Here is a 26,013-nt window from a genome sequence, read left to right as displayed (position 1 = left end):
CCATGGCCAAGAAAAGCGCCGTCCAGCGCGAACTAAAACGTGAGCGCCTGGCTAAGCAATATGCCGCCAAGCGTACCGCCCTCAAAGCGGTCATTAACAATCGCGAGACCTCTCCTGAAGAGCGTATCGTGAGTGTGATCAAACTCGCCCAGCTGCCGCGTAACTCGGCTCCGACCCGTCAGCGTCTTCGCTGTGCGGTGTCTGGTCGTCCGCGCGGTGTCTATCGCAAATTCCGCCTGTCCCGTATCGCGCTTCGTGAACTTGCTTCACGTGGTCAGATCCCGGGCATGGTGAAGTCCAGCTGGTAAGGGAGCACCCATCACATGATGACTGATCCAGTAGGCGATATGCTCACGCGTATCCGCAACGGTCAGCGCGTTGGTAAAACCAGCGTTGCTTCACCGGCTTCGAAACTGCGTACCGGCGTTCTGGATGTTCTCCAGCGCGAAGGTTATATCCGCGGTTATAGCATTAATGAAATTCGCAAGGGCGTCAGCGAAATCAGCATCGAACTCAAATATTTTGAGGGCGACGGCGTGATTAAGCAGATCGACCGCGTCTCGACCCCGGGTCGTCGTGTATATTCGAAGATCAAAGATCTTACGAAGGTATACAATGGTTTGGGCATCGCAGTCCTATCCACTCCGAAAGGGGTTCTATCGGATCAGGAGGCTCGCGAACAGAATGTCGGCGGCGAAATCCTCTGCAAGGTATTCTAGGGAGGGCCAACGATGTCGCGAGTAGGAAAAAATCCGGTGGTTGTGCCTAACGGCGTTACCATCACCCTGACCGAAGATCAGATCAGTGCAAAAGGCAAGCTCGGTGAGCTTCGTCTTGCTTTGACCTCGGACGTAACTGTTTCACATGATGACAACCAGGTTGTTGTGAAACCGGCCAACGATAGCAAGCGCGCCCGTGCCCTTTGGGGTACCACACGTGCTAATATCGCAAACCTCTTTGCCGGGGTTTCGGACGGTTTTACCAAAAAGCTGGAAATCACCGGTGTTGGTTACCGTGCGCAGGTCCAGGGCAGTAAACTGGTTCTGCAGCTTGGCTTCTCTCATGACGTAGAAATGGAAATTCCAGCTGGTATTTCCGTCGTCGCAGAAAAGCCGACCCTTATCGCCATCTCTGGCGCAGATAAACAACTCGTTGGTCAGTTTGCTGCAAATGCACGCAGCTGGCGCGGTCCGGAGCCTTACAAAGGCAAAGGTGTCCGTTACGAGGGCGAGTATATCTTGCGCAAAGAAGGCAAGAAGAAGTAAGGACTGGCACGATGAAAAACGCGAGAAACCTCTTCGAACGCCGCAAGCGTCGCGTTCGTTTTGCGATCCGCCAAAAAGCGGCCGGTCGCCCGCGCCTGAGCGTACACCGTTCAAACGCACACATCTATGTGCAGATTATCGACGATCTCGCAGGCAAGACTCTTGCTTGTGCATCGTCCGCCGAGACAGTTCTCGGTGGCAAAGGCAGCAATGCTGATGCGGCTGCCATTGTCGGTAAAGCAATTGCCGAGCGTGCTGTTTCTGTTGGTGTCAAAACGGTCGTTTTCGACCGTGGCGGGTATCTGTTCCATGGCCGGGTGAAAGCTCTGGCCGATGCCGCCCGTGAGGGCGGTCTGGACTTCTAAGGAGCACGACCATGGCACGTAATCAGAATTCACAACAGCAGCAGGCGCCGAAAGCCCGTGAAGAAAACGAACTCGTCGACAAATTGGTTGGTATCAACCGTGTCGCGAAAGTCGTTAAGGGTGGCCGTCGTTTTGCATTCTCCGCAATGGTTGTCGTCGGTGACCAGCGCGGTCGCGTCGGGTACGGAACGGGTAAAGCCCGTGAAGTTCCAGAAGCGATCCGCAAGGCTACCGAAGCAGCCAAACGCAACATGATCCGCGTTCCGTTGCGTGAAGGCCGTACCCTTCACCACGATGTGAAGGGCCACTTTGGTGCAGGACGGGTTGTTCTCCGTTCCGCTCCGGCTGGTACCGGTATCATCGCGGGCGGTGCGATGCGCGCAGTTTTCGAAACCATGGGCGTTCAGGACGTAGTGTCCAAATGTACCGGTTCGAATAACCCGCACAACGTTATCCGCGCAACTCTTGACGCTCTGGTCAACGGCGCTTCACCGCGTCAGGTCGCTGCGAAGCGTGGCCTGAAGGTTGGCGAGATTGTTGCCCGTCGCGATAGCGGTTCGGCTGCGGCCGCCGTTCTCGAAAAGGAGTAATTCGATATGGCTGCTAAGAAAAAAGCGACCGTTCGCGTTACCCAGACGGGTTCGCCGATCGGACGTCCGGGTGATCAGCGTCAGACCCTTGTGGGTCTTGGCCTGAACAAAATGCACCGGACTCGTGAGCTGGAAGATACTCCGGCTGTTCGCGGTATGATCGCCAAGGTCAAGCATCTCGTCCGTGTGGACGAGGCCTGATTGGCCTCTAGATCGAAAAGGTGTTGATTAATGAAACTCAACGAACTTGCCGATAACCCGGGTGCCCGCAAAGCGCGCACCCGCGTCGGTCGCGGTATTGGTTCGGGCAAAGGCAAAACTTCTGGCGCAGGTCAGAAGGGTCAAACGTCCCGTTCAGGTGTTGCGATCAATGGTTTCGAAGGCGGGCAGATGCCTATCTATCGCCGTCTTCCGAAACGCGGCTTTAAGAATATCTTCCGGAAATTGTTCGGTGTTGTGAACATTGGTACCCTTCAGACTGCTGTTGATAACGGCGTTCTTGAAGAAGGTGCAAATGTCACCATCGACGTTCTGGTCGAAAAAGGCCTGGCCCGTCCGCAGAAAGACGGTTTGCGTCTTCTTGCTAAAGGTGAACTGACGGCGAAACTGAACATCGAAATCACCGGTGCTTCCAAGTCAGCTATTGCAGCTGTCGAGAAAGTTGGTGGTTCGGTTAAGGTTCTTGCTCCGGTTGCCGTAGCAGAAACCGCAGAATAAGCCTCTATGACTACGTGAGGGTCCGGTTCCTAAGTTTACGGGACCGGACCCTCCAGTTTTAGCGTATTGGGAGATGAGTGCATGGCATCGGCCGCCGAGCAGCTTGCCGCGAACCTGAATTGGTCGTCTTTTTCAAAGGCTACCGAGCTTAAAAAGCGCATCTGGTTCACGTTGGGCGCGCTTATAGTTTACCGTCTGGGAACATACATCCCGATTCCCGGCGTTGACCCGTCCATTCTTGCTGATATTTTTCAGCAGAATGCAGGTGGCGTCCTGGGCATGTTTGACATGTTTGCTGGTGGTGCGCTTGGGCGCATGACCATCTTCGCGCTGAACATCATGCCTTATATCTCCGCCTCGATCATCATTCAGCTGATGACAACTGTTTCGCCCAGCCTTGAAGCTATGAAAAAAGAGGGCGAGCAGGGGCGTAAAAAGATTAATCAATATACCCGTTATCTGACCGTTCTGATCGCCACGATTCAGGCCTGGGGCATTGCCGTTGGTCTTGAAAGCATGAGCGGTTCGACCGGTGCGGCTGTCCATGATCCGGGCATGTTCTTCCGTCTGACCGCTGTTGTTACGCTGGTTGGCGGCACCATGTTCCTGATGTGGCTTGGGGAACAGATCACCCAGCGCGGCATTGGTAACGGTATTTCGCTGATCATCTTCACCGGTATTGTGGCCGGTCTTCCTGCGGCAATTGCGGGCACGCTTGAACTTGGCCGTACCGGCGCAATTTCGGCAATGGTGATCATTGCGATTATCTTGCTTGCGGTTGCGGTTATTGCCTTCATCGTGTTCGTGGAGCGTGCCCAGCGTCGTGTTCTGATCCAATACCCGAAACGCCAGGTTGGCATGAAGGTTATGGAAGGTCAGAGCTCGCATCTGCCGCTCAAGATCAACACCGCCGGTGTGATCCCGCCGATCTTTGCAAGTTCGCTTTTGCTGATGCCGCTGTCGGTGGCACAGTTCACGGCCGGTGGCGATGCCCCGGCGTGGCTTAGCACCGTGACGGCATTGCTTGGCCGTGGCCAGCCGCTTTATATCGCCTTGTATATTGCGCTGATCGTGTTTTTTGCCTTCTTCTATACTGCGGTTGTGTTCAACCCGGAAGATACGGCAGACAACCTGAAAAAGCATGGCGGCTTCATTCCGGGCATCCGTCCGGGCAAGAATACCGCCAATTATCTGGATTTCATCCTGACCCGTTTGACGGTTGTTGGCGCGGCTTATCTGGCATTTGTTTGTATCCTGCCAGAATTGCTGATCGCTGAATGGTCGGTGCCATTCTACTTTGGTGGGACTAGCTTGCTGATCGTTGTCACGGTAACCATGGATACCGTTGCACAGATCCAGTCGCATATGCTGGCTCACCAGTATGAAGGCCTGATCAAGAAATCGAAACTGCGTGGACGCCGCCGCTAAGGCGGCGCCACGAAGACCGTCAGGGGGCAAACAATGAACATTATCCTTCTTGGCCCGCCGGGTGCTGGTAAAGGGACCCAGGCAAAGCGTCTTGAAACGGGACGTGGGATGATTCAGCTTTCAACCGGTGACATGCTGCGTGCAGCTGTTGCAGCCGGGACCGAGCTGGGACAGAAGGCAAAGGAAGTCATGGATGCGGGCAAGCTCGTATCTGACGATCTGATGATCGGTCTGATTTCTGAAAGACTTGATCAGGATGATACCAAAAATGGTTTCATCCTGGACGGTTTCCCGCGCACATCCGCCCAGGCAGAAGCCTTGGATGTGATGCTGGAAGCAAAGGGACTGGCACTTGATTATGTGGTCGAGTTGCGGGTTGATGATGCCGCCCTTGTGGCGCGTATTGTTGGTCGCTACACCTGCGCGAAATGTGGGCAGGGCTACCATGACGAGTTCCAGAAACCCAAGAAAGAAGGTGTCTGTGATGTATGCGCAGGCACTGAATTCAAACGCCGTGCGGATGACAACGCCGAGACGGTCTCATCGCGACTGGAAGCTTATCACAAGCAGACAGCACCGATCATTCCCTACTATGAGAATGCCGGTAAGCTGAAAACAGTTGACGGGATGGCCGAAATCGACGAAGTTACGCGCGAAATAGAAGCCATCCTGGGGTAATTTCCCGGGCAGGGTGTTTTTTTGCTGGCGGGTTGGCAGTAATGCTGGCCCGCTTTTGCAGCGCCCCGCCCTATCGGATCTGCCGCAGGGTTTGTTAACCAGGAAACAGGAGTCTCACACAGTGGCTCGTATTGCTGGCGTAAATATCCCGACCGCCAAGCGCGTCGTGATTGCGCTTACCTACATCACCGGCATTGGTCCGGCTAAAGCTAAAGAAATTTGCGCAAAGGTTGGCATCGAAGCAGCAACCCGTGTTCATCAGCTCTCTGATGACCAGGTTCTCAAGGTGCGTGAAGTCATCGACGCTGATTATACCGTCGAAGGCGACCTTCGTCGTGAAACCGCAATGAACATTAAACGTCTGATGGATTTGGGCTGCTATCGCGGTCTGCGTCATCGTCGCGGTCTCCCGGTGCGCGGTCAGCGTACCCACACCAACGCTCGCACCCGTAAGGGTCCGGCCCGGCCTATCGCTGGTAAGAAGAAGTAAGGTAGGGGACAGACAATGGCAAAAGCTCCTCAGACTCGCGTGCGTCGCCGCGAGCGGAAGAACATTACGAATGGTATCGCGCACGTAAACGCGACCTTCAACAACACCATGATTACCATCACCGACGTTCAGGGAAATACAATTGCCTGGTCGACTGCTGGTGGTATGGGTTTCCGCGGTTCGCGTAAATCAACACCTTATGCTGCACAGATGGCTGCCGAAGACGCAGGTAAAAAAGCTGCTGAACACGGTATGAAAACTCTTGAAGTTCAGGTCAAAGGCCCGGGTTCGGGACGTGAATCTGCTCTTCGTGCGCTGCAGGCTGTTGGTTTCACCATTACGTCGATCAAAGACGTAACGCCGATTCCGCACAATGGTTGCCGTCCGCGTAAGCGTCGTCGCGTTTAATCGCGCCGATCTGCGGGCAACCCCGCGTTTGGGCCCGGGCGACCGGGCCTGTTCGCGTTTCTCGTTGGGGGCCAATTTTGTGCCCCTTACCATAGGCTCCAGTTGCGAAGGTGGGTCTCGTGATTCAAAAGAACTGGCAGGAACTGATTAAGCCGGCCAAGCTTGATGTTACTCCGGGTACAGACGCCAGCCGCGTTGGTACGATCATGGCAGAACCGCTGGAGCGCGGTTTTGGCCAGACTCTGGGTAACGCGCTGCGCCGCATTCTGCTGTCGTCGCTCCAGGGTTCGGCGGTTACTGCGATCCAGATCGACGGCGTGTTGCACGAATTTTCGTCGATTCCGGGCGTACGAGAAGATGTCACCGACATCATCTTGAACATCAAGACCATGGGTGTGCGTATGCACGCCGAAGGTCCGAAGAAGATGTCGCTTAAGGCGACTGGTCCGGGTGCTGTCACTGCGGGTCAGATTGAAACCGGTGCCGACATCGAAATCCTTAACCCGGATCTCGAGATTTGCCATCTTGATGATGGTGCGACGCTTAACATCGAATTTACCGTTGATAACGGTAAAGGCTATGTTGCTGCGACCTCGCATCGTTCGTCGGATGCGCCGATCGGTCTTATCCCGATTGATGCAATCTTCAGCCCGATCCGTAAAGTGGCCTACAAGGTGGAAAACACCCGTGTGGGTCAGGAAACCGATTTCGATAAGCTGTCGCTGACCGTTGAAACCAACGGCTCGGTTACCCCGGAAGATTCAGTGGCCCTTGCGGCTCGTATCCTTCAGGACCAGCTGTCGCTGTTCGTCAACTTTGACGAGCCGGAAGCGGTTGTCGAAGAGAAAAAAGAAGACGAATTGCCGTTCAACCGCAATTTGCTGCGCAAGGTCGACGAGCTCGAGCTCTCGGTCCGTTCGGCAAACTGCCTCAAGAACGACAACATCATCTATATCGGTGATCTGGTTCAGAAGTCCGAAGCCGAAATGCTTCGTACCCCGAACTTTGGCCGTAAATCGCTGAACGAAATCAAAGACGTTCTGGCTCAGATGGGCCTGCATCTTGGTATGGAAGTCGGCGGCTGGCCGCCGGAAAACATCGAAGAACTCGCTCGCAAGTTCGAAGATCCGTTCTAATACGGGTCTTCGGCCTTCGGGTCGGATGATTTGATTTGATACTCGGGGCGGATTTTTCGCCCCAGCCAGGGCAACAAACTGTTTGGAACCCCGGTGGGCTGGTGCCCAACACCGCACGTGCATGACCTGATTATTCAGGGTGGCGGCGCGGTATCACAATCGGTTTCGTGCGCGAAGCCAAGGCAATAAGGAGAGTTCAAATGCGTCACGGTATGCACGGCCGTAAGCTTAATCGTACTTCGTCCCATCGTAAGGCGATGTTCGCAAATATGGCGGTTTCGCTGCTCGTTCACGAGCAGATCAAAACCACTCTTCCGAAGGCCAAGGATCTTCGCCCGTATGTCGAAAAACTGATTACGCTGGGCAAGCGGGGCGACCTGCATGCACGCCGTCAGGCTATTTCGATCCTGCGTGACGATAAAGTCGTTGCCAAGCTGTTCGGCGAAATTGCTGAACGCTATAAAGAGCGTTCGGGTGGTTACACCCGCGTTCTTAAGGCTGGCTTCCGTTATGGTGATGCGGCTCCGGTTGCTGTGATTGAACTTGTTGATCGCAACCCGGAAGCTAAAGGCGCAGAAGACCGCGCTCGTATCGAAGCAGAGGGCGAAGGCGAAGAATCTGTTGCTGAATAAGCAACGTTTCGGCCTTTAATATTAAACGGGCGGTGCCATGGGTGCCGCCCGTTTTCTTTTGGGGCTTGTGCATTTGGAACCTTTCAGAATTATTTTGAAATTCATCATATTTCCGCCAAGGTTGCGCGCAATTCCTGATAGCCCTAATTTTGGTTCCGTATCAGCCAGACCGTTTTCCGTGCGGAACAAATAGATCCTGATTTTGGTTTTTGATAAAAAAGAGAGAGTTCGACGTGCAGGCACGATTGATTGCGACCGTCATGACCGGGTTCATGATTGTATCGGGGGCTGTTTTTGGCCCGGTTGGAATGGCGCAGGCGCAGGATCGGCACCTGCCGACGAGCGATGCGGAAATCAAGATGTCGTTTTCGCCGCTGGTTAAACAAACCGCCCCGACGGTTGTGAACATCTATACCAAAAAAGTCGTCACCGCCCAGCAGCGCACGCCGTTCTTTAATGATCCGTTCTTCAAGCAGTTCTTTGGCGAACGGTTCGGCGGGGCTTTTGGTGCCCCGCGTCAACGCGTTGAACGCTCGCTTGGCTCGGGGGTGATTGTGTCGTCGGATGGGACCATCGTCACCAACCATCATGTTATCGACGGGGCCAGCGAAATTCGCGTGGTATTGCATGATAACCGCGAATTTGATGCGGAACTGATCGGGTCGGATGAACGTACCGATCTGGCCGTTCTGCGGTTGCGCGATGTAAAGGACGAATTGCCCGCCATTTCATTGGGCGATTCGGATGCGGTCGAGGTCGGTGATCTTGTGCTGGCGATTGGCAATCCGTTTGGCGTTGGTCAGACCGTGACCAGTGGCATCGTTTCCGCCCTGGCGCGTGCCGGTGTCACCGGTCAGGATTATCAATCCTTTATTCAGACCGATGCGGCGATTAATCCGGGCAATTCGGGCGGGGCGTTGATTGATATCGATGGCAAGCTGATCGGGGTTAACTCGGCGATCTTTACCAAATCGGGCGGATCAAACGGAATTGGTTTTGCCGTGCCGGTTAATATGGTCAAGGTCGTGATGCGCGGCCTGATCAGTGGTGATTTGCGTCGGCCGTGGCTTGGTGCTGCGGGGCAGTCGGTGACCGGTGATCTGGCGGCTTCGCTTGACCTTGATCGCCCGCATGGCGTTCTGATCAACGAAGTTCGCAAAGGCAGCCCGGCCGATCGCGGCGGATTGAAAGCCGGTGATGTGGTGATCGCGGTCAATGATCTGCCGGTGGATAACCCGAACGAACTGAAGTTCCGGATTGCGACGCTTGAAATGGATAATGACGGGATTTTGTCTGTCCTGCGCAAGGGACAGGAAATCAGCCTGAAAATGCCGCTTGAAGTGGCGCCGGAACTGCCCGCACGTGATGAAAGCGTGATCAAAGGCAAAAACCCGTTTAGCGGCGCCAAAGTTGCCAATGTGAACCCGGCACTTGCCGATGAAATTGGCATTGATACGTTAAGCGAGGGCGTGATTGTTCTTGGCGTTTTGCGCGATAGCATGGCGCTTCGGGCGCGCATCAAGCCCGGCGATTATATTGTCGAGGTTAATGGCGCCCCGATTGATACGGTCGCACGTCTTAAGGAAGTTCTTACCGCTGGTGAACGCGGCCAGGAATGGAAAATTGCGGTAAAACGCGATGGCAAGGTTCTGACAGCGCAATTTACTCTTTGATTTGCGCCTTGATCAGGCTGTCTTGATATCGCGGAACTGTTTGATGTTTTTCAGGAAAAGGCGGGATTAAATCCCGTCTTTTTTTGATGCTGCGGCTTTAAGGTTCATCAGGGCCAAAAGCGTTAACAAACCTAGGCCACCTGTTAGCCAAAGTGCCTGCACGCCATAGCCGTCAATCAAAATTCCGAACAAAAATGGGGCCGCAGCCTGAGCAAACCGGGACGGAGCCATTAGAAAACCCTGTCGCCGTCCATATCCGTTCGGGCCAAACATTGCCAGCGGCAAGGTGCCCTTGGCAATCGTCAGAATGCCGTTCCCGGTTCCGTGCAGGCAGGTAAAAATCATTGCCGCGGGACCACCGAAAATCAACAGTATTGCCGCGCCAAGCGGATGTGTGATCGATGCGAGGCGGGCTGAAATCAACGGATGCATGCGTTGCAGGAAACCAAATTCCAGCAACCGCCCGATGACCTGGGCCGGGCCGACCAGCGAGGCCGCAATAATCGCATCCGCTGTGCTCAGACCTGAAATTTGTAACATACGTGGTAAATGGGCGGCCATGGCGGTCGCCGTAAACCAACTGGCGGCGAAAACAAACGCCAACAGGAACATTGGCAGGGTGAAATATTTCTGGCTTGGCTTTGTTGATGTATTTGACTGTGATGAATTGAAAACGGCGGATGTTTGCGCCTTGTTGTCCTGATCACGGGGGTGAGCACCGGTATGATCCTGATGTGTTGGGGCAGGCGCCGCGACATCCCGGATTGATGGAATAAGAAAACGATTTAACGGCAGGGCAAGAACGATATGCATACCAGCCCAGAAAAAGCACGTTATGCGCCAGCCGTATTCGATTTCAAACCATGCTGAAATCGGCCAGCAAATCGTGCTGGCAAATCCGGCAATCAGCGTGATGCCGGTTATCGGTCCACGTGCATCGCGGCCGAAAATACCGGTGAGCGTGGCAAAGGCGGATTCGTAAAGCCCCGTCGCCATGCCAATCCCGATGGCCAGCCAGGCGATGCATATGCCAGTTATGCCCTGGGCCAAGCCCAGCAGGGCAAGCCCGCAAGCAAGAACAAGGCTGGAAATTGTCATCACATTGCGCCCCCCGAAACGGTCGATTCGTGCGCCAGCAACCGGGCCAAGCAAAGCCGCAACAATAAGAGCCAGTGAAAATGCCCCAAATGCCAGACCCGGCACAAAGCCAAGGTCATTAGCCATCGGTTCGGCCAGAATGGCGGGCAAATACAAGGTTGAACCAAAAGCAAGTGTCTGCACCGTGCCAAGAGCCAGAATGATCGGAAGTTTTTTCGGGGGTGTTGCCATGATTTATGCCTCGATCATCGAGGTATATAGGGTAAAAAATAGATTAATCACAACAGGTTGCTTTCGAGGGGCTTTGGGGATTTGACAAGGTGGGGGATATTTTGCGCGGGGCATCGCGTGCCGCAAGGATATGTTGCGTGACATCCATCCAGGCATCGGTGGCAATTTTAAATGCGTCGCGACCTTTGTCGGTCAGATCATAAATTTTGCGTTGGCGGCCCTGCACGACTTCCAGATGCGACGTCATATATCCGCCAGCCTCGAATTCGTTCAGAACCGGATATACCGTTCCTTCGGTCGGAGAGCAGCAGCCCTTTGTCGTTTTCTCGACCGCCTGAACAACTTCATAGCCATGCATGGGTTTGTGATGCAGGACGGAAAGGACAAAGAACTTTGACAAGGACATCTTGATTGTCCCCTGCCAATAAGAACGGCTCGTATAATCGACAACCTGTTTCATGTCATGCCTCTGGCTGATCTGGCGGCGACGCTATACCTCGACCATCAAGGTGTCAATATGCTTGCCTTATGGCTATAACCCATTCGATGTTCGTGATAGGTTCCGTGCCAACCCAGTTGAAGTGTTACGGAGATCAACGGTCTAATATGGTTTCCTTGTTTGAAAGTCAGGCGTCCCGTCCCTTGGCCGACAGGCTGCGTCCGGCCAAGCTGGACGAAGTTGTCGGGCAGGGGCATTTGTTTGGCGATGACGGGCCGATTACGCGGATGATCAAGACCGGGCGCGTGCCGTCGGTTATTTTGTGGGGGCCGCCGGGGTGCGGTAAAACGACACTGGCGCGTCTGATGGCCGATGTTGCCGATATGGCGTTTGAACCGTTATCGGCGATCTTTTCGGGCGTTGCGGATCTGCGCAAGGTGTTTGACCGGGCCAAGGGCCGCCGGGCAACCGGGGCATCGACCCTGCTTTTCATTGATGAAATCCATCGTTTCAACAAGGCGCAGCAGGACAGTTTTTTGCCGTTTGTTGAAGATGGCACCATTACCCTGATCGGGGCGACAACCGAAAACCCGTCATTTGAACTGAATGCTGCCCTGTTGTCGCGCTGTCAGGTGCTTGTGCTTAAGCGGCTTGATGACCCGGGCCTTGACGAGCTTTTGGTGCGTGCCGAAAAGGAAATGGGCTTTGAATTGCCGTTGTCGCCCGAGGCGCGGATAACGCTTCGCGCCATGGCCGATGGTGATGGCCGTTATTTGCTGAACCTGGCCGAGGAATTGTTTTTGTTACCGCCCAGCGAAGAGGGGCCGCTTGGCGTTGCCGAGCTGTCGCGGATCGTACAAAAGCGGGTGCCGCTTTATGACAAAGGCGATGACGGCCATTACAACCTGATCAGTGCGCTGCATAAATCGGTGCGTGGATCGGACCCGGATGCGGCACTTTACTGGTTCAACCGGATGCTGGCCGGGGGCGAGGACCCCAAATTTCTTGCCCGTCGGATAACCCGTATGGCGGTCGAGGATATCGGCCTTGCCGATCCACAGGCGCAACAGATTTGCGTTGGCGCATGGGAAGCATACGAACGCCTTGGCAGCCCCGAGGGCGAATTGGCCTTGGCGCAGGCGGTGATTTATCTGGCCCTGGCGCCAAAATCCAATGCCGGTTATACGGCTTATAAACGCTCGCTTAAGGTTGCGCGCGATACCGGGTCATTGATGCCGCCGGCCCATATCCTGAATGCGCCAACCAAGCTGATGAAAGAAATCGGCTATGGCACCGGTTATGCCTATGACCATGATCAGGAAGATGGTTTTTCCGGGCAAAACTATTTCCCCGATGGTATGCGCCGCCAGAATTTTTACGAACCGGTTGAACGCGGCTTTGAACGCGATTTGAAGAAACGGACCGAATATTTCGACCGTTTACGCCGGGAACGTCAAAAGCAGCGCGGGGAAGATTAATCGCAAGGTGTATTGTTCGCGTTTGGTCAACAATCTGGTGAAACCTCATTGGATAATCTTCGTCATGGAAACTGTTAAAGTCGGGGCAACAGAAACAATTCCAGACTTGGAGACCTTTCATGACCTCGATCTTGCATATCAATGCCTCGGTAAATGGTGAAAATTCCAACTCGCGTCAGATCGCGTCCAAGCTGATCGAACGCATTGTTGCCGCAACGCCAGCCGCCAATGTTGTTGAACGTGATTTGAATGACAAATCAATCCCGGCCCTGACCGGCGAAATTGTCGGCGCATTTTATACCCCGGCTGAAAACCGCACTGGCGCCCAGAAAGACGTCATTGCTGTTTCCGACAAACTTGTTGCCGAACTTAAGGCATCAGACGTCGTGGTTATCGGCGCACCGATGTATAATTTCTCGGTACCGTCGACCCTTAAGGCATGGGTTGACCTGATCGCGCGTGTTGGCGTGACCTTTAACTACACCGAAAACGGCCCCAAAGGCCTTCTTGAAGGCAAGAAAGCCTATCTCGTTGTTGCCACTGGCGGTGTGCCGGTCAACAGTGCGGCCGATTTTGCGACCCCGTATCTGAAACAGGTTCTTGGTTTTGTCGGGATTGCCGATATTGAAGTGATCGATGCGTCCGGTTTTGCGGTCAATGCCGAAGAAGCCATGACACGTGCGATTGCCAATGTTGCCGCCGCACCTTTGCCAAAAGCAGCCTGATATCAAACAGATTTATTCGCGCAGGATTGGAAGCCTTTCCGATCCTGCAGGAAATCACTAAACGCAAGCATTCCCCCCCCGCATTGCGGTTTGTTGATTTCCTGATAATACCCGAACGAGATCGTCGTTCGGGTATTTTTGCATTTGTTAACTTGACGAATTACAAGAATTAACCGGTATTTAGGGAGTCCTAAGCCTATTTAGGGCGTTCTGGCCTTGGGCTGTCTTGTCGGGATTGGGGGATTTTTGTGAGACGCATGGTAATCATTCTGGCTTGGCTTTTGTTTGTCGGAGCGCTGACGTTTGCTGTCATCCGCTTTAGCGGCCTGCTTGACAGCATGTTATTGGCTGGTGAACCTGCTGATATTCGCTTTGGCCCGGATATGGAACTTCCCAAAGCCGCCAATTATTTTGTTATTTGTCCGCATGATGCCTGCCCCAAGACCCATCGCCGCGCCCCAAGCCCGGATTTCAAAGTTGCACCGGATGTTCTGGCAACGGCACTTCAGGGCACCGCAAACGCCTTTAACATGCATCTGATCGAAGGTGATGCATTGTCATTGGAGTTTCGGTTTCTGACCCGAACACCCATCATGCGCTTTCCCGATTGGGTTGATATCAAGGTCGTTCCGAACGGGCAGGGGGGCAGCCGCATCTTTGCCTATTCCCGATCTGTTTATGGTAATGATGATTTCGGCAAGAATGAAAAACGCCTGAAATCCTGGATGGCGGCGGCTATTGCCAGGATGAGCGGGGCGACATCGGGGCCAAACGGATAACAGCCTTTGGGCAAAGGCGGTATGGCGCATGGTTGTGCGACCCGCCTATGATGTTTTCACACGTGACTTTTAAAAACTGAGGGACTAGGGTCCGGACCCATTAATTTGTTTGGAATGGCAGGTGTTACATTTGCGAAACCCCAGGAAAAGCCCGCCGGTCGGGTCGACATCCCGAACAAGGGATTTGACGCCGGAGTTCGCAAATGTAACACCTGTCCTGTGGATCAATCGGATTTGCACGGGATACTTTGTCGCAAGACCTTGAAAGATAAATATCTTCCTGCGGTTTTGCTCCGCGTATCCGCACAAATCTGATTGACCATTTCAAACAAATTAATGAGTCCTGACCCTAGGTTCCGCGCCATGCAATTTTCACCGTTGTTTATCGCATCCATCGCATTGGGCGGGGCTATCGGGGCGGTTTCCCGATATGGTGTTTCGGCCCTGATGGGCGCGACACTTGGTCATGGTTTTCCCTGGGGGACGTTGACGGTTAATATCGTCGGATCGTTCCTGATGGGGCTTCTGATCGAACTGTCCGCGCTTAAACTGTCACTAAGCCCTGAAATGCGGGCCTTCCTTGTGACAGGCTTTTTGGGGGCGTTTACAACGTTTTCGACTTTTTCGCTCGATGTCGCGACCTTATATGAACGTGGTAACCTTGGCCTTTCGGCCCTGTATGTTGCCGTTTCGGTCTGCGTTGGCATCGCAGCATTGTTTGGCGCAATCGCGCTGGTAAGAGGAGTTCTGCAATGAGTGGCGTCACTCTGCGCAAGGTAAAGACGGATGAAGCCGAGATGCGGCTTGATCGCTGGTTTAAGCGCAACTGCCCGGAATTTACCTTTGGGCAGGTTCAAAAAATGCTGCGCGGCGGTCAAATCCGTGTCGATGGCAAACGTGCCAAGGCAGGCCAAAATCTTGAACCGGGGCAGGAAATTCGTGTTCCGCCGGCGCCTGTCATGTCGGGCGGCGGTCTTGGCCCCTGGCAGAAAGGCGGCCAATATGATCAGGCCGCCGGGGGCGAATACGCCAAATCCGGCCCTGCGCGTTCCAACGCCAGCGAGGAAGACCTTCAGGCGCTGAAAGATTCCGTCATTTTCTATGACGAAGTTGTGCTGGCGATCAACAAACCGGCCGGACTGGCCGTACAGGGTGGCACCAATACCGCCCTTCATGTTGATGGCATGCTTGATGCGCTGAAGCTCGATTCCAAGGAACGTCCGAAACTGGTGCATCGTCTGGATAAAGACACCAGTGGGGTTTTGTTGCTGGCGCGTTCGGCATCGGCGGCAAATGCGCTGACCAAGGCATTCAAGGATAAATCGACTCGCAAGCTTTACTGGGCAATCGTTTCCGGTGCGCCGGATCAACGCGAAGGCCTGATTGATGCGCCGCTGGCCAAACATGGCAGCAAGGGCAGCGAAAAGATGGTGATCGACGAGAAAGAGGGCAAATCCGCCCAGACCGTCTATCGCCAGCTTGCCCGTGCCGGACGCCGGGCTGCGTGGCTTGCGCTATCGCCGTTAACCGGGCGTACTCACCAGTTGCGCGCCCATTGTCAGGCGATGGGCTGTCCGATCCTTGGGGATGGCAAATATGGCGGTGCGCAGGCATTCCGCGATGGGTTGTCCAACCAGATGCATTTGCATGCCCGCGCCATTGATTTTCCGCATCCGGTTACCGGCCATCGCGTGATTATCGAGGCCCCGGTGCCGGAACATTTCCGCGAAACATTCAAGGCGCTGAATTTCGATCCGAAAACGGCGACGAAGTTCGTGACCCCGGAAATCCACCGGGAAAAGGAAGTTAAGCCAAAACCAAAAGAAAAACCGTCGCGGTTGCGCCGGAAATAGATCGGTCTGATGGTTTGTCAGAATGCGAAAAGCCGGCGCAGTGCGTCGGCTTTTTCGTCCCTGTCAACGGTGTTGATGACAATTGATTGTGTTATGGGCCCGCGACCACTTTGCCGAAACGGTTAAGAAAAACATCACGGACCCGGCGCAAATGCCGGGCATGGACGGTATTTCCCGTGCGTTCACAAATTTCGGCCTGACCGTCAATCATAACCGCGATTTGTTTCCGACCGCGCGGCGTATGGACCAGACTTTCGCCTTCCTCAAGGGCAGAAAGAAGGGGGATGTGTTCACACTCGGCAATCGCGAGAATCTCTTCTTCGCTTAGGTCGCTGAAATCGATGCAGTCCCTAAGTGTGAGCATCTTAGCCTCCGCTGTTCGCGTGCCAACAGGGTTATTCTACGCTTATCTCAGGGTGACCGAAAGTCATCCTAAATTCACTTGTAGTTTCCGTCGTTTCCCGCAGAGCACAAAACAGCATCACGATTAGATTGGCAGGAGACTCGATCTTTCAAACGCTTTGGCATAATGTCCGCCCCGATATAAACAGAACTGGATGACTTTTGATGGTGAACGATCCGCTTAAGCTTGTGGTATTTGATTGTGACGGCACGCTGGTTGATAGCCAGCACGCGATTGCGCATTGCATGGATCATGCCTTTGCGACGCATGGTCTGGATTGCCCGGGACTTGAAAAAACGCGGACCATCATCGGGCTGAGCCTGCCCGAGGCGATCACCAAACTTGCCACACCGGGCACAGTTGATGCGGCGATTGTTGAGGGCGTCACGGCGGCCTATAAAGCGGCATTTTTCGAATTGCGCCAGGCCCCGGATTTCCACGAGCCGCTTTTCCCCGGTGTGCATGAAATGCTGGCCGAACTTGATAGCCGTAACTGGTTGCTTGGCGTTGCGACGGGCAAGGCGCGCCGGGGGCTTGATGCGGTACTGGCGCGCAATGCGCTTGAAAAACGTTTTGTGACGCTTCAGACCTGCGACAATCATCCGTCCAAACCCCATCCGTCGATGTTGCATTCCGCCATGGATGAAACCGGGGTTGAGGCACCCAATGCCGTGATCATCGGCGATACGGCCTATGATATTGAAATGGGCCGTGCGGCGGGGATGCTGGCGATTGGGGTTAGCTGGGGCTATCATGATGTCGATACGTTAAACAATGCCGGGGCACATGCCGTGATTGATCATTTCGATCAATTGCCGGGGGTGTTGGAAACCATGTGGGGAACCAGTCGCAATGCCGCATGAGGCCAAAGATCTGCAACCGATCCAGTTTGAAATTACCGTTCCCGTCGAACCCGAACATGCGTTTGATGCGTTTACGGCCCAGTTTGGCAATTGGTGGCCGATCGACAGCCATTCGCTGGCGCGCGAGAATTGCAAATCAATTGAAATGAGCACCGGGCTTGGGGGCAAGATCATCGAACATGCCAAGGGCCGCGATCCGATTACCTGGGGCACGGTCGAAATCTGGCAGGTCGGGGAACATGTTGCCTTTGCTTGGCATCCCGGCTGGGATGAGGGGGCCTATACAAGGATTAGCGTGACCTTTGAACAGAACGCTTTCGGGCGCTGCGTGATCCGGCTTAAACATTGGGAATGGGGCAATCTGGGTGAAATTGCCCAGACGATGCGCGATGGCTATCAAACCGGCTGGAAATACGTTTTTGAAGAATGCTTTGCCAATTATCTGATGGCCAAACGCCATTAGGGACGCTGCCCAAAAGGGCTTTGGCATCGGGTTAAAGACAAAAGGGGCGCCAGATTGATCGGGCGCCCCTTTGTTATGTTTGATGTGTGCCGGTTACAGCAGGCCATATTCCATCAAGTCGCGACGCAGTTTGAGTGGTTCGCGGAACCAGTGGGTGACAAAGCCCATTTCGCGGGCTTGCTGGATGTTTTTTTCGTTGTCATCGATAAACAGGGTTTCACGCGGGTCGAATTTGAACCGGGATGCGGCCAGATCGAAAATCTGTGGGTCGGGCTTGGCCAGTTTTTCACGGCCAGACACCAGAATGTCTTCGAAATGGTTCAGGAATTCAAACCGTTCCAGCGCGTATGGCCAAGTATCAGCCGACCAGTTGGTCAGGGCAAACAAACGCACATTGCCGCGTGATTTCAGTTCTTCAAGGATATGAACGGTCCGGTCAATCGGGCCTTTCATCATTTCCGGCCAGCGGTCCATCCATGCGGCAATCTGGTCGCTGTAATCGGGATAACGATGTTGCAGATCGGGGATCGAATTGGCAAAGCCAAGCGCCCCCTTGTCATGCAGAAAGTTCCAGTGCGGGTGGCAGACTTCGGTCAGGAAACGTTCCATTTCGGCCGGGTCGGTGAAAATCTTGCGATACAGATGGCGTGGATCCCAATCGACCAGAACCCCGCCCAGATCAAAAAGAACCGTTTCGATTTTACGCATTGTTTCCTCGGCTTGAATGGGTGTGACGCCCCTCTGTTAAAGCAGGCAGGGGCGGGCGGGGCAAGCCGCCAATTGCACAAAACCGGTCTGCGTATCGAATTTTTCTGATCCGGTTTTGGTTGGTTGCCGTATCGCCAAAGATCCGCCCGGAAGGGCAAAAATCAAATCTATGACGGGAGTGTGATTTGCAAACGAATTGTAATCGGGGAAATGATAACGCCAATAACATTGCGCCATATTATCGCGCCATAACATCACGCCGGTTTTGAACTGACAAAGGAGGTTTGAATATGTGTACGCTTGACGGATGTGGTTCGGATGAACATCTCGGCCCGCGGCCCAAGGCCACGGACGAAGATCGTCGTCTGTTTCTTAAGGGTGCTGTTGCCCTGCCGCTTGCGGTTGTTCTGGCCGATCCGATTTTGGCCCATGCGGCCGGATCGATGCTTGAACCTGTGACGATCACGACGCCCGGCGGTGATCAAATGGTCGCTGAAATTGCCATGCCAGCAGTTCTTCCTGCCCCAACCGTGATCCTTATCCATGAATGGTGGGGGTTAAATGATCAAATCCGCGCCGTGGCGGCGGAATATGCCAAGCAGGGCTATATCGCATTGGCGGTTGATCTGTATGGTAAACCGGCCGCAACCACGCCGGATGGGGCAAAGGCATTGATGGCTGCGACCGATCCGGTTGTCGCAACCCAAAAATTGCAGGCATCGGTCGATTTTCTGAAAAAGCACAAGGACGCAACCGGCAAGGTCGGAACGGTTGGCTGGTGCTTTGGCGGCGGCTGGTCGCTGAATACTGCACTTGCGGCCGATGTTGATGCGGTTGTCGTCTATTACGGTAATGTCAAAAAAACACCGGAACAGGTTGCGACCTTGAATGCACCGTTGATGGGGCATTTCGGCACGTTGGATAAAAGCATCAATAAGGACATGGTCAGTGGGTTTGAGCAGTCGCTTAAAACGGCGGGTAAAACCGATTACCAGATTTACTGGTACGAAGCCGACCATGCCTTTGCCAATCCAACCGGCGGGCGTTATGACGCCGAGGACGCGATGCTGGCCTGGGACCGCACGATGGGATTCTTTGACAAAAATCTAAGCTGATCTTTGTGAGTATGTAAAACGACAAAAGGCCGGGATGTGACCCGGCCTTTTGCATAGATTGTTTTTAAGGTGTCAACTGGTCGGATTGGCCCGGTTCGCCCAACGGGTTGAACGGCGTTCAATCACGTTAAACATCTCGTACATTGCAATCCCCATCACCGCGATGACCAGCAAACCGGCAAAGACCAGCGGCATATTGAATTTTGAGGATGCCGATAGCATCAGATAGCCAACACCCAAATTCGATGCCACGGTTTCGGAAATGACCGAACCGACAAAGGCCAGCGTGATCGCAACCTTAAGGGATGCAAAGAAATACGGCATGGCGCGCGGAAAACCGACCTTGAACAGGATATCGGTACGTGTCGCGCCAAGGGAGCGCAAAACATCGCGCAATTCCGGTTCCAATGTTGCAAGCCCGGTCGCGACATTGACGACAATCGGGAAGAATGAAATCAGAAAGGCGGTGATGATTGCCGGTGCGGTGCCAATACCAAACCACATGACAAGGACCGGCACCAATGCGACTTTTGGGACCGAGTTAAACCCAACCAAAAGCGGATTGGCGGCGTCATAGATTGCCTTGCTGGACCCGACCAGCGCGCCAAGTACGACGCCAAATACAACCGCAATGGCAAAGCCCGCCAGGGTCGTATAAAGCGTCTGCATCGCATGCATCCAGATTGCGGCGCGAAATTCCCAGCCAACGATAATGCTTTCGGACGGGGTCGGCAGGACATAGACCGGAATATTGAAAATCCGGACGATCAGTTCCCAGAAGACGAAAAGTCCGATGGCGCTAAGCCATGGCGTGGCTTTCGAGAAATCTTTTTTCTTGGTCATGATATTTTTTCCCAACCTTTGCCGTTATGCCGCGCGAACGTTGCGGATGTGATTGCGCAAATCGTGGACCAGATCGGTGAACGGCTGGGTGAATGTGGTTTCCTGATCGCGCGGACGGGGCAGGGTATTTTCCCGTTCGGCAATGATTTTGCCCGGGCGTTTGGACATTACATAGATCGTATCGGCCAGATAGGCCGCTTCGCGCAAATCATGGGTCACCAGAATGACGGTGAAGGGCCGCACCATCCAAAGGTTCTGCAAGATGTCCCACAGTTCTTCACGGGTAAACGCATCAAGGGCCGCAAACGGTTCGTCGAGCATCAAAAGATCCGGTTCATGGATCAGCGACCGGCACAGGGATGCACGTTGTTGCATGCCGCCGGATAATTCCCACGGATATTTGTCTTCATGGCCTTCAAGCCCGACACTGGCCAAAAGCTTGCGGGCGCGGTCTTCGTATTCAGCACGGTTTTTGCGCAACAGATTGCGGTGTGGCTTGACGATTTCCATCGGCAATAAAACGTTATCAAGCGTGGTCCGCCAGGGCAGAAGTGTCGGGTTCTGAAACGCCATGCCAACGATTTTAAGAGGCCCTGCGACTTCTTTGTTATCGACAATCACAGTTCCTTCGCTGGGCGGCATCAGGCCAGATACCAGTTTAAGCAGTGAAGACTTGCCACATCCCGAAGGTCCGACAACGGCGATAAATTCGCCCTTGTTGATCTTCAGATTGGTTGTTTCCAACGCCAGTTCGTCGCCTTCGTTGTAACGAAGCCTGACATTGTTCAATTCGACAAAGCTGTTCGACATGGCAGCCAATCCCCCTGCGGATCATGTTGGTTTCTTATGGATTTCTTATGGATCGGGGCCGGTTGTTTCCCGGCCCCGTTTTTTAAAATACTGACGGAAATTATTTCAACATGCGGTCTTTTTGACCGGGCATGAAGATATCGGTGAACAGATCACCAACAGTCGGCTTTTTCTCGATGCCAAAGGCCAGGCTGACCTGATCAATTGCTTTGGCCATGCGATCCGTTTTGATCTGGCCCATGCCTTCTTTCAGGGTGACTTCGGTGACGACGTTTTCATCAATCGTCATCTGAAGGCGCTGAATTTCAAGGTCTGTACTGATCAGGGGATCAACTTCCTTAAGGGCGGCAATGGCTTCGGCCGGATCGGCAATTGCATCACGCCATCCTTTGACAACTGCGCGCAGGAAGCCACGCAATTCTTCCGGATGGTCTTTCATCATATCGGGTGATGCAATCAGCGCATTGCCATAGAAATCCATGCCGTAATCGAAATATTTGAAAACGGTCAGGTCATCCTTGGAAATGCCCTGTGCCTTAAGGTTCAGGATCGAGGTAAAGTAATGTCCGGTAATCGCATCGACATCACCGCGCACCAGCATCGGTTCGCGAAGCGGCGGGTCCATGCTTTCCCATTTTACATCGTCAAGCTTAAGGCCGGTGGCCTGTGCAAAGGCCGGGAACAACTTGCGGGACGCATCAAAGACCGGCGCGCCAAGGGTCTTGCCAATCAGGTCTTCGGGTTTTGTGATGCCGCTTGATTTCAGCATAAACAACGAAAACGGCGGGCGGTCATAGACCATGAAGATCGACTTCATGGCACGGTCCGGGTTGGATGCGTTGAATTCCATCATCGAATTGATATCGGCAAAACCAACATCATAGGCGCCGCTGGCAACGCGCGTGATGGCACCAACCGATCCGTTGCCCGAATCAATCGTGACGTCCAGACCTTCTTCCTCGAAATAGCCTTTTTTCTTGGCCAGAACATAGGGTGCTGCCGGGCCTTCGAATTTCCAGTCGAGCGTGAATTTGATGGCCATTTCAGCCATGGCCGACTGCGCACCAAGCGCCACAGCAACGCCGATGGTCGCGCCAAGCAACCGCGCTTTCAATTTAACCATTTAATGAAGCCTCCTGTTTTGGGTCTTTTTGGCGACCCATTGACCGAATGATACCCCGATTACACAGCAATGGCTGTGCCAAATCCCCGATTTGCTTGTTTTTGCTCATATGAAGGGATCGTTACAGGTAGAGTAAGGGTGTTGAATAAATGGTCAATGGGGTAATTTGACCAAAAATTATACAGAAATTCTTGATAATCGCCCGAGAAAGGGGCGGAGGAGTCAAATCACTTGCACAAGGCACTGGATTTGGGCATATCGCCATGATGCTTAGAAAATCGATCAAACGTTTTTATAAAAAAGCCGAAGCTGTGCGGGATGACGCGGCACAGGGATGGCGCATTCACCTGGACGACCGGGCGGTAAAAACCCCGGGCAAGGCCGAATTTGTCTTGCCTGTTGAACAGCTTGCGCATGAAATTGCCACCGAATGGGATGCGCAGGGCGAAAAGGTTGTGCCCGCAACCATGCCGATCATGCAGCTGGCGGCAACGGCAATTGACCGTGTGCGACCGCACCGTGATGCCGTGATTGCCGAGCTGACCGGTTTTGGCCGGTCTGACCTGTTATGTTATCGCGCATCGTTCCCCGATGATCTTGTTTTGCGACAGGCCGAAGCATGGCAACCCCTGCTTGATTGGGCGCAAGATGACTTGCGAGTGGCCCTGTCGGTGACTGAAGGCGTCATGCCGATATCGCAAAATGACGAAGCCCTGATCAACATACAAGACACGATCAAGACGCTTGATGATTACTATCTGACGGCCCTGCATACCCTGACCACGGTGTCGGGATCGGTGATTATCGGGCTTGCGACCCTGCGCGGGCGGATTAGTGCGGAACAGGCGTTTGAATATTCCCAGCTTGACGAGATTTATGCCATCGAGCAATGGGGGGCGGATGCCGAGGCCGTTGTGCGCCGGGATCGTCATCGGGCGGAATTGCTGGCGGCGGGGCGGTATCTGGACCTGCTGCCGTAACCGGATTGGGTCTGTATATCGGAATATCTGATTGCACAGGGGGATGGCATTGCCGTTCCCCTTTTTTATTGCCTATCCATTGGTGTTGGAAGCTTCCCGGATTTTGTTGATTATAACGTGCATCCCGATGCATGGATTGGCTTTTGCGGGGCGAATAAGCGCCTGCCAAAATAGCAGGGGCGAGACCCGGTTTTGGGTTTTCAGCTGATTTTGTGCGGGTTTCTTAGTTTTGCTTGTGACGGGCGGTTGAGATAGGTTGCGAAAAATTTCGGCTTTGTGTTTGCTCGATATCAACGTAATCGATACTATACAATGGTATTTTATGATAAGAATTTACATCCTAAAGAATAGGGTGTCCCGTCGGCATGGGTTGGTGCGCCAATGAATTGGATTTCTGGCATGCCACCATCACGGGCCCTTGGAAAATAGTTTTAAAGGTACTGTTCGATATGTCGCCGTCGTCGAATGCTGATCGCATCAAAGAGCTGATTCTGTCCCGGTTGGACGGGAAGGGGCCAGATGATCATGTGTCTTGTCCTGCCGATTTGATCGGGCAGGATTTTGACACATGCCGTGACGCGGATGGGATAAACCATATCCCTGAAAACCTTTTGTATTGTATTGATCTGGATAATCCGACCGAAAGCTATGTCAGTCCGGCAATCGGACGGATGCTTGGTTACGCGGCCAGTGATATCGATTTTTCCGCGACAGAGTGGTGGCGTTTTTACGTCCATCCCGATGATGCCGACCAGATCGTTCGAACCCGAAACCCCGCCAATTGGCCGGACGGCGAAATGCGCCGGACATTTCGGTTGCGCCATGTCGATGGCCATTGGATCGAGGTTTATGACCAAGCCGTTATTCGTAAAACCACAGCCAAGGGTGTCGGGGTTATTTTGGGCAGTCTGCGCGACCTAAGTTCGCGCCGCCAGATCACCGTCGCCTTGGAAAAGTCCAGTCGCCGTTACGAACATCTGCTTGGCGCCCTGGCCGAGGGGGTTGTGGTTTTTGGCCCGTCGGGCGAAGTTGTTGAATGCAACGTCGCCGCCCTTAAAATATTGGGTCTGACGCGGGCCGAACTGAGTGGCGCAATGCCATCCGATCCGCGCTGGAATTGCGTGTATGAAAACGGTGCGTCCTTTGCCGATGGCGTGCATCTTGCCGCCCGAGTGTTAAAAACCGGGCGCGGTGAGTTTGGTGTTGTGGTGGGTGTCAACCATGCAAACGGGGATCGGGTCTGGATACGGTTGAATGCAGAACCGCTGCGGGACGAGGCCAATGGCCAGTCCGATGGTGTGATCGTTTCCTTTGCCGATATTTCGGAATTGAAACGCGCCGAAGTTGCCATGATTGAGCACGCAAAAATGTATCGCCAGATGTTTGAGCGGACCACGGCGATCAAGCTTCTGATCGATCCGTCCACGGGTGATATTGTCGATGTGAACGATGCGGCCTGTGTCTTTTACGGTTATCCCGAGGATAAACTGCGCAAGATGAAGGTTACGCAAATCAACCGGTCTTCGGTCACGGTTGTAAGGCGGTCAATGGCAAAGGTCCTTACCGATGGGAAAGGCACATTTTCGTTCAAGCACATGCTTGCCAGTGGCGATATCCGTGATGTTGTTGCCCATTGTGGCGCGGTGCAGATCGACGGGCAGGACTATATCCATTCGGTCATTTTCGATGTCACCGAACGCAATGCCTATGAACACGAACTTGAACATGTGAATGTTGAACTTTCTGCGGAACGACAGCGTTTGAATGAAATCATCTGGGGCACCAATGTCGGGACCTGGGAATGGTATGTGCAGACCGGTAAATTGCATCTGAATGAACGCTGGGCGGAAATCATCGGTTATGAACTGGCCGAACTTGGCGAGACCACGATTGATACATGGGCGCAGTTTTGCCATCCCGAAGATCTGGCGCAGGCAAATGAGCAACTGCAACAGGTCTTTGATCGCGAACTTGGTTATTTCGAATATGAATGCCGCCTGCGTCACAAGAATGGTGACTGGGTTTGGGTGTTGAATCGCGGCAAGGTCGCTGAATGGTCCAAGGATGGCCGACCTTTGCGCATGTCGGGCATGCTTGCCGACATCACGCCATCCAAAAAGGTTGAACAGGAAATTCGCCGCATGGCTCAGACCGACACGTTGACCGGTCTGGGCAATCGTCATCAATTCGATACGATGTTGGCCAAGGTGATTAAGATAAACCAGCGGCTGGGCAAGAATGTTGTGCTGATGCTGCTTGACCTTGATCATTTCAAACCGGTGAATGATACATTCGGTCATCCGGTTGGTGACAAGCTGTTGATCGAAGTCGCACAGGTGTTGCGCAAATTTTCCCGCGAGGCCGATATCATCACGCGGCTTGGCGGGGATGAATTTGCGATCATATTACCGCTCGTCGATAAAATCACGGATGCTGCGATCCCGGCAAAGCGCATCATTGACGCGATATCGGAAACGTTTGTGATCGATGGCCATGATATCCATATCGGCGTCAGCATCGGCATTGCGGCCTGCCATGACGACAGCGAAAACCTGTATCGCGAAGCTGATCTTGCACTTTATCAGGCCAAAAATTGTGGTCGGAACCGATTCTGCTATTTCGAATCGGATAATGCTGGTGCCTGCCCTGATCAGGCCAATCCGCCCTGCAATTCCTGCGCGCAGTCAGATCTTCCCATCGACGGGTGATTGTGTCGGCGC

31 protein-coding genes are annotated in these 26,013 nt (G+C 53.7%); 24 read left to right on the top strand and 7 right to left on the bottom strand.

The features are described 5' to 3' along the window. The first annotated feature begins 2 nt into the window (after nt 1-2). The 14 genes from rpsN (at nt 3) to TALK_RS11020 (ending at nt 9,382) form a co-directional block, all read left to right on the top strand. Nucleotides 3-308, top strand: coding sequence for a 30S ribosomal protein S14 (gene rpsN / locus TALK_RS11085; protein WP_085618787.1), 306 nt, complete (start codon nt 3-5; stop codon nt 306-308). A 15-nt stretch (nt 309-323) separates the two neighbouring features. Beyond that, on the top strand, nt 324-719 hold the full coding sequence (gene rpsH, locus TALK_RS11080; RefSeq protein WP_085618785.1) for a 30S ribosomal protein S8: 396 nt from the start codon (nt 324-326) through the stop codon (nt 717-719). A 12-nt stretch (nt 720-731) separates the two neighbouring features. Continuing rightward, nucleotides 732-1,265 (top strand): 50S ribosomal protein L6, encoded by a 534-nt coding sequence (rplF, locus tag TALK_RS11075; protein WP_085618784.1) that lies wholly within the window; start codon nt 732-734, stop codon nt 1,263-1,265. Nucleotides 1,266-1,276: 11 nt separating this feature from the next. Further along, nucleotides 1,277-1,630: a 50S ribosomal protein L18 gene (rplR, locus tag TALK_RS11070; protein WP_085618782.1), complete on the top strand. Its 354-nt coding sequence runs from the start codon at nt 1,277-1,279 to the stop codon at nt 1,628-1,630. 11 nt (nt 1,631-1,641) lie between these two features. Beyond that, nucleotides 1,642-2,220, top strand: coding sequence for a 30S ribosomal protein S5 (gene rpsE, locus TALK_RS11065; protein WP_085618780.1), 579 nt, complete (start codon nt 1,642-1,644; stop codon nt 2,218-2,220). 6 nt (nt 2,221-2,226) lie between these two features. Beyond that, nucleotides 2,227-2,421 (top strand): 50S ribosomal protein L30, encoded by a 195-nt coding sequence (gene rpmD, locus TALK_RS11060; RefSeq protein ID WP_085618778.1) that lies wholly within the window; start codon nt 2,227-2,229, stop codon nt 2,419-2,421. Nucleotides 2,422-2,451: 30 nt separating this feature from the next. Next, complete coding sequence (rplO, locus tag TALK_RS11055; RefSeq protein WP_085618776.1) at nt 2,452-2,937, top strand: 50S ribosomal protein L15; 486 nt, start codon at nt 2,452-2,454, stop codon at nt 2,935-2,937. Between the two features lie 81 nt (nt 2,938-3,018). Next, nucleotides 3,019-4,365 (top strand): preprotein translocase subunit SecY, encoded by a 1,347-nt coding sequence (gene secY / locus TALK_RS11050; protein WP_085618774.1) that lies wholly within the window; start codon nt 3,019-3,021, stop codon nt 4,363-4,365. Between the two features lie 33 nt (nt 4,366-4,398). Next, nucleotides 4,399-5,043, top strand: coding sequence for an adenylate kinase (locus TALK_RS11045; protein ID WP_085618772.1), 645 nt, complete (start codon nt 4,399-4,401; stop codon nt 5,041-5,043). A 121-nt stretch (nt 5,044-5,164) separates the two neighbouring features. Then, nucleotides 5,165-5,533, top strand: coding sequence for a 30S ribosomal protein S13 (rpsM, locus tag TALK_RS11040; RefSeq protein ID WP_085618770.1), 369 nt, complete (start codon nt 5,165-5,167; stop codon nt 5,531-5,533). Nucleotides 5,534-5,548: 15 nt separating this feature from the next. After that, nucleotides 5,549-5,941, top strand: coding sequence for a 30S ribosomal protein S11 (rpsK, locus tag TALK_RS11035; protein WP_085618768.1), 393 nt, complete (start codon nt 5,549-5,551; stop codon nt 5,939-5,941). A 119-nt stretch (nt 5,942-6,060) separates the two neighbouring features. Beyond that, nucleotides 6,061-7,077, top strand: coding sequence for a DNA-directed RNA polymerase subunit alpha (locus tag TALK_RS11030; protein WP_085618767.1), 1,017 nt, complete (start codon nt 6,061-6,063; stop codon nt 7,075-7,077). Between the two features lie 200 nt (nt 7,078-7,277). Next, nucleotides 7,278-7,709, top strand: a complete 432-nt coding sequence (gene rplQ / locus TALK_RS11025) for a 50S ribosomal protein L17 (RefSeq protein ID WP_085618765.1) — start codon at nt 7,278-7,280, stop codon at nt 7,707-7,709. Between the two features lie 233 nt (nt 7,710-7,942). Beyond that, nucleotides 7,943-9,382, top strand: a complete 1,440-nt coding sequence (locus tag TALK_RS11020) for a DegQ family serine endoprotease (protein ID WP_085618763.1) — start codon at nt 7,943-7,945, stop codon at nt 9,380-9,382. Between the two features lie 66 nt (nt 9,383-9,448). Here the strand turns inward: TALK_RS11020 and TALK_RS11015 are convergent, their stop codons facing one another. Together TALK_RS11015 and TALK_RS11010 are read right to left on the bottom strand one after the other, a co-directional pair. Continuing rightward, entirely contained in the window at nt 9,449-10,711 is a 1,263-nt protein-coding gene (locus tag TALK_RS11015; RefSeq protein ID WP_085618761.1) for an MFS transporter, read from the bottom strand. A gap of 43 nt (nt 10,712-10,754) precedes the next feature. Then, complete coding sequence (locus tag TALK_RS11010; protein ID WP_139833797.1) at nt 10,755-11,171, bottom strand: PadR family transcriptional regulator; 417 nt, start codon at nt 11,169-11,171, stop codon at nt 10,755-10,757. Nucleotides 11,172-11,317: 146 nt separating this feature from the next. Here TALK_RS11010 and TALK_RS11005 point away from each other — a divergent pair, with 146 nt between their 5' ends. The 5 genes from TALK_RS11005 to TALK_RS10980 all read left to right on the top strand — a co-directional run bounded on the left by TALK_RS11005 (nt 11,318) and on the right by TALK_RS10980 (nt 15,985). Continuing rightward, nucleotides 11,318-12,628: a replication-associated recombination protein A gene (locus TALK_RS11005; RefSeq protein ID WP_085618759.1), complete on the top strand. Its 1,311-nt coding sequence runs from the start codon at nt 11,318-11,320 to the stop codon at nt 12,626-12,628. Nucleotides 12,629-12,747: 119 nt separating this feature from the next. Next, entirely contained in the window at nt 12,748-13,353 is a 606-nt protein-coding gene (locus TALK_RS11000; RefSeq protein ID WP_085618757.1) for an FMN-dependent NADH-azoreductase, read from the top strand. 257 nt (nt 13,354-13,610) lie between these two features. After that, nucleotides 13,611-14,132: a DUF1499 domain-containing protein gene (locus tag TALK_RS10995; RefSeq protein WP_085618755.1), complete on the top strand. Its 522-nt coding sequence runs from the start codon at nt 13,611-13,613 to the stop codon at nt 14,130-14,132. A 363-nt stretch (nt 14,133-14,495) separates the two neighbouring features. Further along, nucleotides 14,496-14,888, top strand: coding sequence for a fluoride efflux transporter CrcB (crcB, locus tag TALK_RS10985; RefSeq protein WP_085618751.1), 393 nt, complete (start codon nt 14,496-14,498; stop codon nt 14,886-14,888). Further along, entirely contained in the window at nt 14,885-15,985 is a 1,101-nt protein-coding gene (locus TALK_RS10980; RefSeq protein WP_085618749.1) for an RluA family pseudouridine synthase, read from the top strand. Before crcB ends, TALK_RS10980 begins: the two co-directional genes overlap by 4 nt. A 91-nt stretch (nt 15,986-16,076) precedes the next feature. On the opposite strand, the gene TALK_RS10975 is transcribed toward TALK_RS10980, so the two are convergent. Further along, nucleotides 16,077-16,349: a hypothetical protein gene (locus TALK_RS10975; protein ID WP_085618747.1), complete on the bottom strand. Its 273-nt coding sequence runs from the start codon at nt 16,347-16,349 to the stop codon at nt 16,077-16,079. 203 nt (nt 16,350-16,552) lie between these two features. Between TALK_RS10975 and TALK_RS10970 the strand changes: the two genes are divergently transcribed. Next, nucleotides 16,553-17,251: an HAD-IA family hydrolase gene (locus TALK_RS10970; RefSeq protein ID WP_085618745.1), complete on the top strand. Its 699-nt coding sequence runs from the start codon at nt 16,553-16,555 to the stop codon at nt 17,249-17,251. Next, a complete protein-coding gene (locus tag TALK_RS10965) occupies nt 17,241-17,714 on the top strand; it encodes an SRPBCC domain-containing protein (protein WP_085618743.1) in 474 nt (157 codons plus the stop codon). The genes TALK_RS10970 and TALK_RS10965 overlap by 11 nt, the downstream gene beginning before the upstream one ends. A 93-nt stretch (nt 17,715-17,807) precedes the next feature. Here TALK_RS10965 and TALK_RS10960 read toward each other — a convergent pair whose 3' ends face one another. Next, complete coding sequence (locus tag TALK_RS10960) at nt 17,808-18,422, bottom strand: HAD family hydrolase (protein ID WP_085618741.1); 615 nt, start codon at nt 18,420-18,422, stop codon at nt 17,808-17,810. A 290-nt stretch (nt 18,423-18,712) separates the two neighbouring features. On the opposite strand from TALK_RS10960, the gene TALK_RS10950 reads away from it, so the two are divergent. Then, the gene (locus TALK_RS10950) at nt 18,713-19,537 is read left to right on the top strand and encodes a dienelactone hydrolase family protein (RefSeq protein ID WP_085618737.1); all 825 of its coding nucleotides are present in this window, start codon (nt 18,713-18,715) and stop codon (nt 19,535-19,537) included. A gap of 72 nt (nt 19,538-19,609) precedes the next feature. Here TALK_RS10950 and TALK_RS10945 read toward each other — a convergent pair whose 3' ends face one another. The 3 genes from TALK_RS10945 to TALK_RS10935 form a co-directional block, all read right to left on the bottom strand. Then, the gene (locus TALK_RS10945) at nt 19,610-20,380 is read right to left on the bottom strand and encodes an ABC transporter permease (RefSeq protein ID WP_085618735.1); all 771 of its coding nucleotides are present in this window, start codon (nt 20,378-20,380) and stop codon (nt 19,610-19,612) included. Between the two features lie 24 nt (nt 20,381-20,404). Further along, entirely contained in the window at nt 20,405-21,190 is a 786-nt protein-coding gene (locus TALK_RS10940) for an ABC transporter ATP-binding protein (protein ID WP_085618733.1), read from the bottom strand. A 100-nt stretch (nt 21,191-21,290) separates the two neighbouring features. Then, nucleotides 21,291-22,313, bottom strand: a complete 1,023-nt coding sequence (locus tag TALK_RS10935) for an ABC transporter substrate-binding protein (RefSeq protein WP_085618731.1) — start codon at nt 22,311-22,313, stop codon at nt 21,291-21,293. A 263-nt stretch (nt 22,314-22,576) separates the two neighbouring features. On the opposite strand from TALK_RS10935, the gene TALK_RS10930 reads away from it, so the two are divergent. Further along, on the top strand, nt 22,577-23,293 hold the full coding sequence (locus TALK_RS10930) for an ATP12 family chaperone protein (protein ID WP_245829837.1): 717 nt from the start codon (nt 22,577-22,579) through the stop codon (nt 23,291-23,293). A 449-nt stretch (nt 23,294-23,742) separates the two neighbouring features. After that, nucleotides 23,743-26,001: a diguanylate cyclase domain-containing protein gene (locus tag TALK_RS10925; protein ID WP_169715003.1), complete on the top strand. Its 2,259-nt coding sequence runs from the start codon at nt 23,743-23,745 to the stop codon at nt 25,999-26,001. Nucleotides 26,002-26,013 lie beyond the last annotated feature (12 nt).

The sequence above is a fragment of the Thalassospira alkalitolerans genome (genome assembly GCF_002115745.1).
Classification (GTDB): Bacteria; Pseudomonadota; Alphaproteobacteria; order Rhodospirillales; family Thalassospiraceae; genus Thalassospira; species Thalassospira alkalitolerans.
This window is presented reverse-complemented; position numbering and strand designations above follow the sequence as displayed.

Bases quoted from the DNA above. Each gene is read 5' to 3' on its own strand.
- rpsN (WP_085618787.1), top strand. From the start codon at position 3: ATGGCCAAGAAAAGCGCCGTCCAGCGCGAACTAAAACGTGAGCGCCTG.
- rpsH (WP_085618785.1), top strand. From the start codon at position 324: ATGATGACTGATCCAGTAGGCGATATGCTCACGCGTATCCGCAACGGT.
- rplF (WP_085618784.1), top strand. From the start codon at position 732: ATGTCGCGAGTAGGAAAAAATCCGGTGGTTGTGCCTAACGGCGTTACC.
- rplR (WP_085618782.1), top strand. From the start codon at position 1,277: ATGAAAAACGCGAGAAACCTCTTCGAACGCCGCAAGCGTCGCGTTCGT.
- rpsE (WP_085618780.1), top strand. From the start codon at position 1,642: ATGGCACGTAATCAGAATTCACAACAGCAGCAGGCGCCGAAAGCCCGT.
- rpmD (WP_085618778.1), top strand. From the start codon at position 2,227: ATGGCTGCTAAGAAAAAAGCGACCGTTCGCGTTACCCAGACGGGTTCG.
- rplO (WP_085618776.1), top strand. From the start codon at position 2,452: ATGAAACTCAACGAACTTGCCGATAACCCGGGTGCCCGCAAAGCGCGC.
- secY (WP_085618774.1), top strand. From the start codon at position 3,019: ATGGCATCGGCCGCCGAGCAGCTTGCCGCGAACCTGAATTGGTCGTCT.
- TALK_RS11045 (WP_085618772.1), top strand. From the start codon at position 4,399: ATGAACATTATCCTTCTTGGCCCGCCGGGTGCTGGTAAAGGGACCCAG.
- rpsK (WP_085618768.1), top strand. From the start codon at position 5,549: ATGGCAAAAGCTCCTCAGACTCGCGTGCGTCGCCGCGAGCGGAAGAAC.
- rplQ (WP_085618765.1), top strand. From the start codon at position 7,278: ATGCGTCACGGTATGCACGGCCGTAAGCTTAATCGTACTTCGTCCCAT.
- TALK_RS11015 (WP_085618761.1), bottom strand. From the start codon at position 10,711: ATGGCAACACCCCCGAAAAAACTTCCGATCATTCTGGCTCTTGGCACG.
- TALK_RS11010 (WP_139833797.1), bottom strand. From the start codon at position 11,171: ATGAAACAGGTTGTCGATTATACGAGCCGTTCTTATTGGCAGGGGACA.
- TALK_RS11005 (WP_085618759.1), top strand. From the start codon at position 11,318: ATGGTTTCCTTGTTTGAAAGTCAGGCGTCCCGTCCCTTGGCCGACAGG.
- TALK_RS11000 (WP_085618757.1), top strand. From the start codon at position 12,748: ATGACCTCGATCTTGCATATCAATGCCTCGGTAAATGGTGAAAATTCC.
- TALK_RS10995 (WP_085618755.1), top strand. From the start codon at position 13,611: ATGGTAATCATTCTGGCTTGGCTTTTGTTTGTCGGAGCGCTGACGTTT.
- crcB (WP_085618751.1), top strand. From the start codon at position 14,496: ATGCAATTTTCACCGTTGTTTATCGCATCCATCGCATTGGGCGGGGCT.
- TALK_RS10980 (WP_085618749.1), top strand. From the start codon at position 14,885: ATGAGTGGCGTCACTCTGCGCAAGGTAAAGACGGATGAAGCCGAGATG.
- TALK_RS10975 (WP_085618747.1), bottom strand. From the start codon at position 16,349: ATGCTCACACTTAGGGACTGCATCGATTTCAGCGACCTAAGCGAAGAA.
- TALK_RS10970 (WP_085618745.1), top strand. From the start codon at position 16,553: ATGGTGAACGATCCGCTTAAGCTTGTGGTATTTGATTGTGACGGCACG.
- TALK_RS10965 (WP_085618743.1), top strand. From the start codon at position 17,241: ATGCCGCATGAGGCCAAAGATCTGCAACCGATCCAGTTTGAAATTACC.
- TALK_RS10960 (WP_085618741.1), bottom strand. From the start codon at position 18,422: ATGCGTAAAATCGAAACGGTTCTTTTTGATCTGGGCGGGGTTCTGGTC.
- TALK_RS10950 (WP_085618737.1), top strand. From the start codon at position 18,713: ATGTGTACGCTTGACGGATGTGGTTCGGATGAACATCTCGGCCCGCGG.
- TALK_RS10945 (WP_085618735.1), bottom strand. From the start codon at position 20,380: ATGACCAAGAAAAAAGATTTCTCGAAAGCCACGCCATGGCTTAGCGCC.
- TALK_RS10940 (WP_085618733.1), bottom strand. From the start codon at position 21,190: ATGTCGAACAGCTTTGTCGAATTGAACAATGTCAGGCTTCGTTACAAC.
- TALK_RS10935 (WP_085618731.1), bottom strand. From the start codon at position 22,313: ATGGTTAAATTGAAAGCGCGGTTGCTTGGCGCGACCATCGGCGTTGCT.
- TALK_RS10930 (WP_245829837.1), top strand. From the start codon at position 22,577: ATGATGCTTAGAAAATCGATCAAACGTTTTTATAAAAAAGCCGAAGCT.
- TALK_RS10925 (WP_169715003.1), top strand. From the start codon at position 23,743: ATGTCGCCGTCGTCGAATGCTGATCGCATCAAAGAGCTGATTCTGTCC.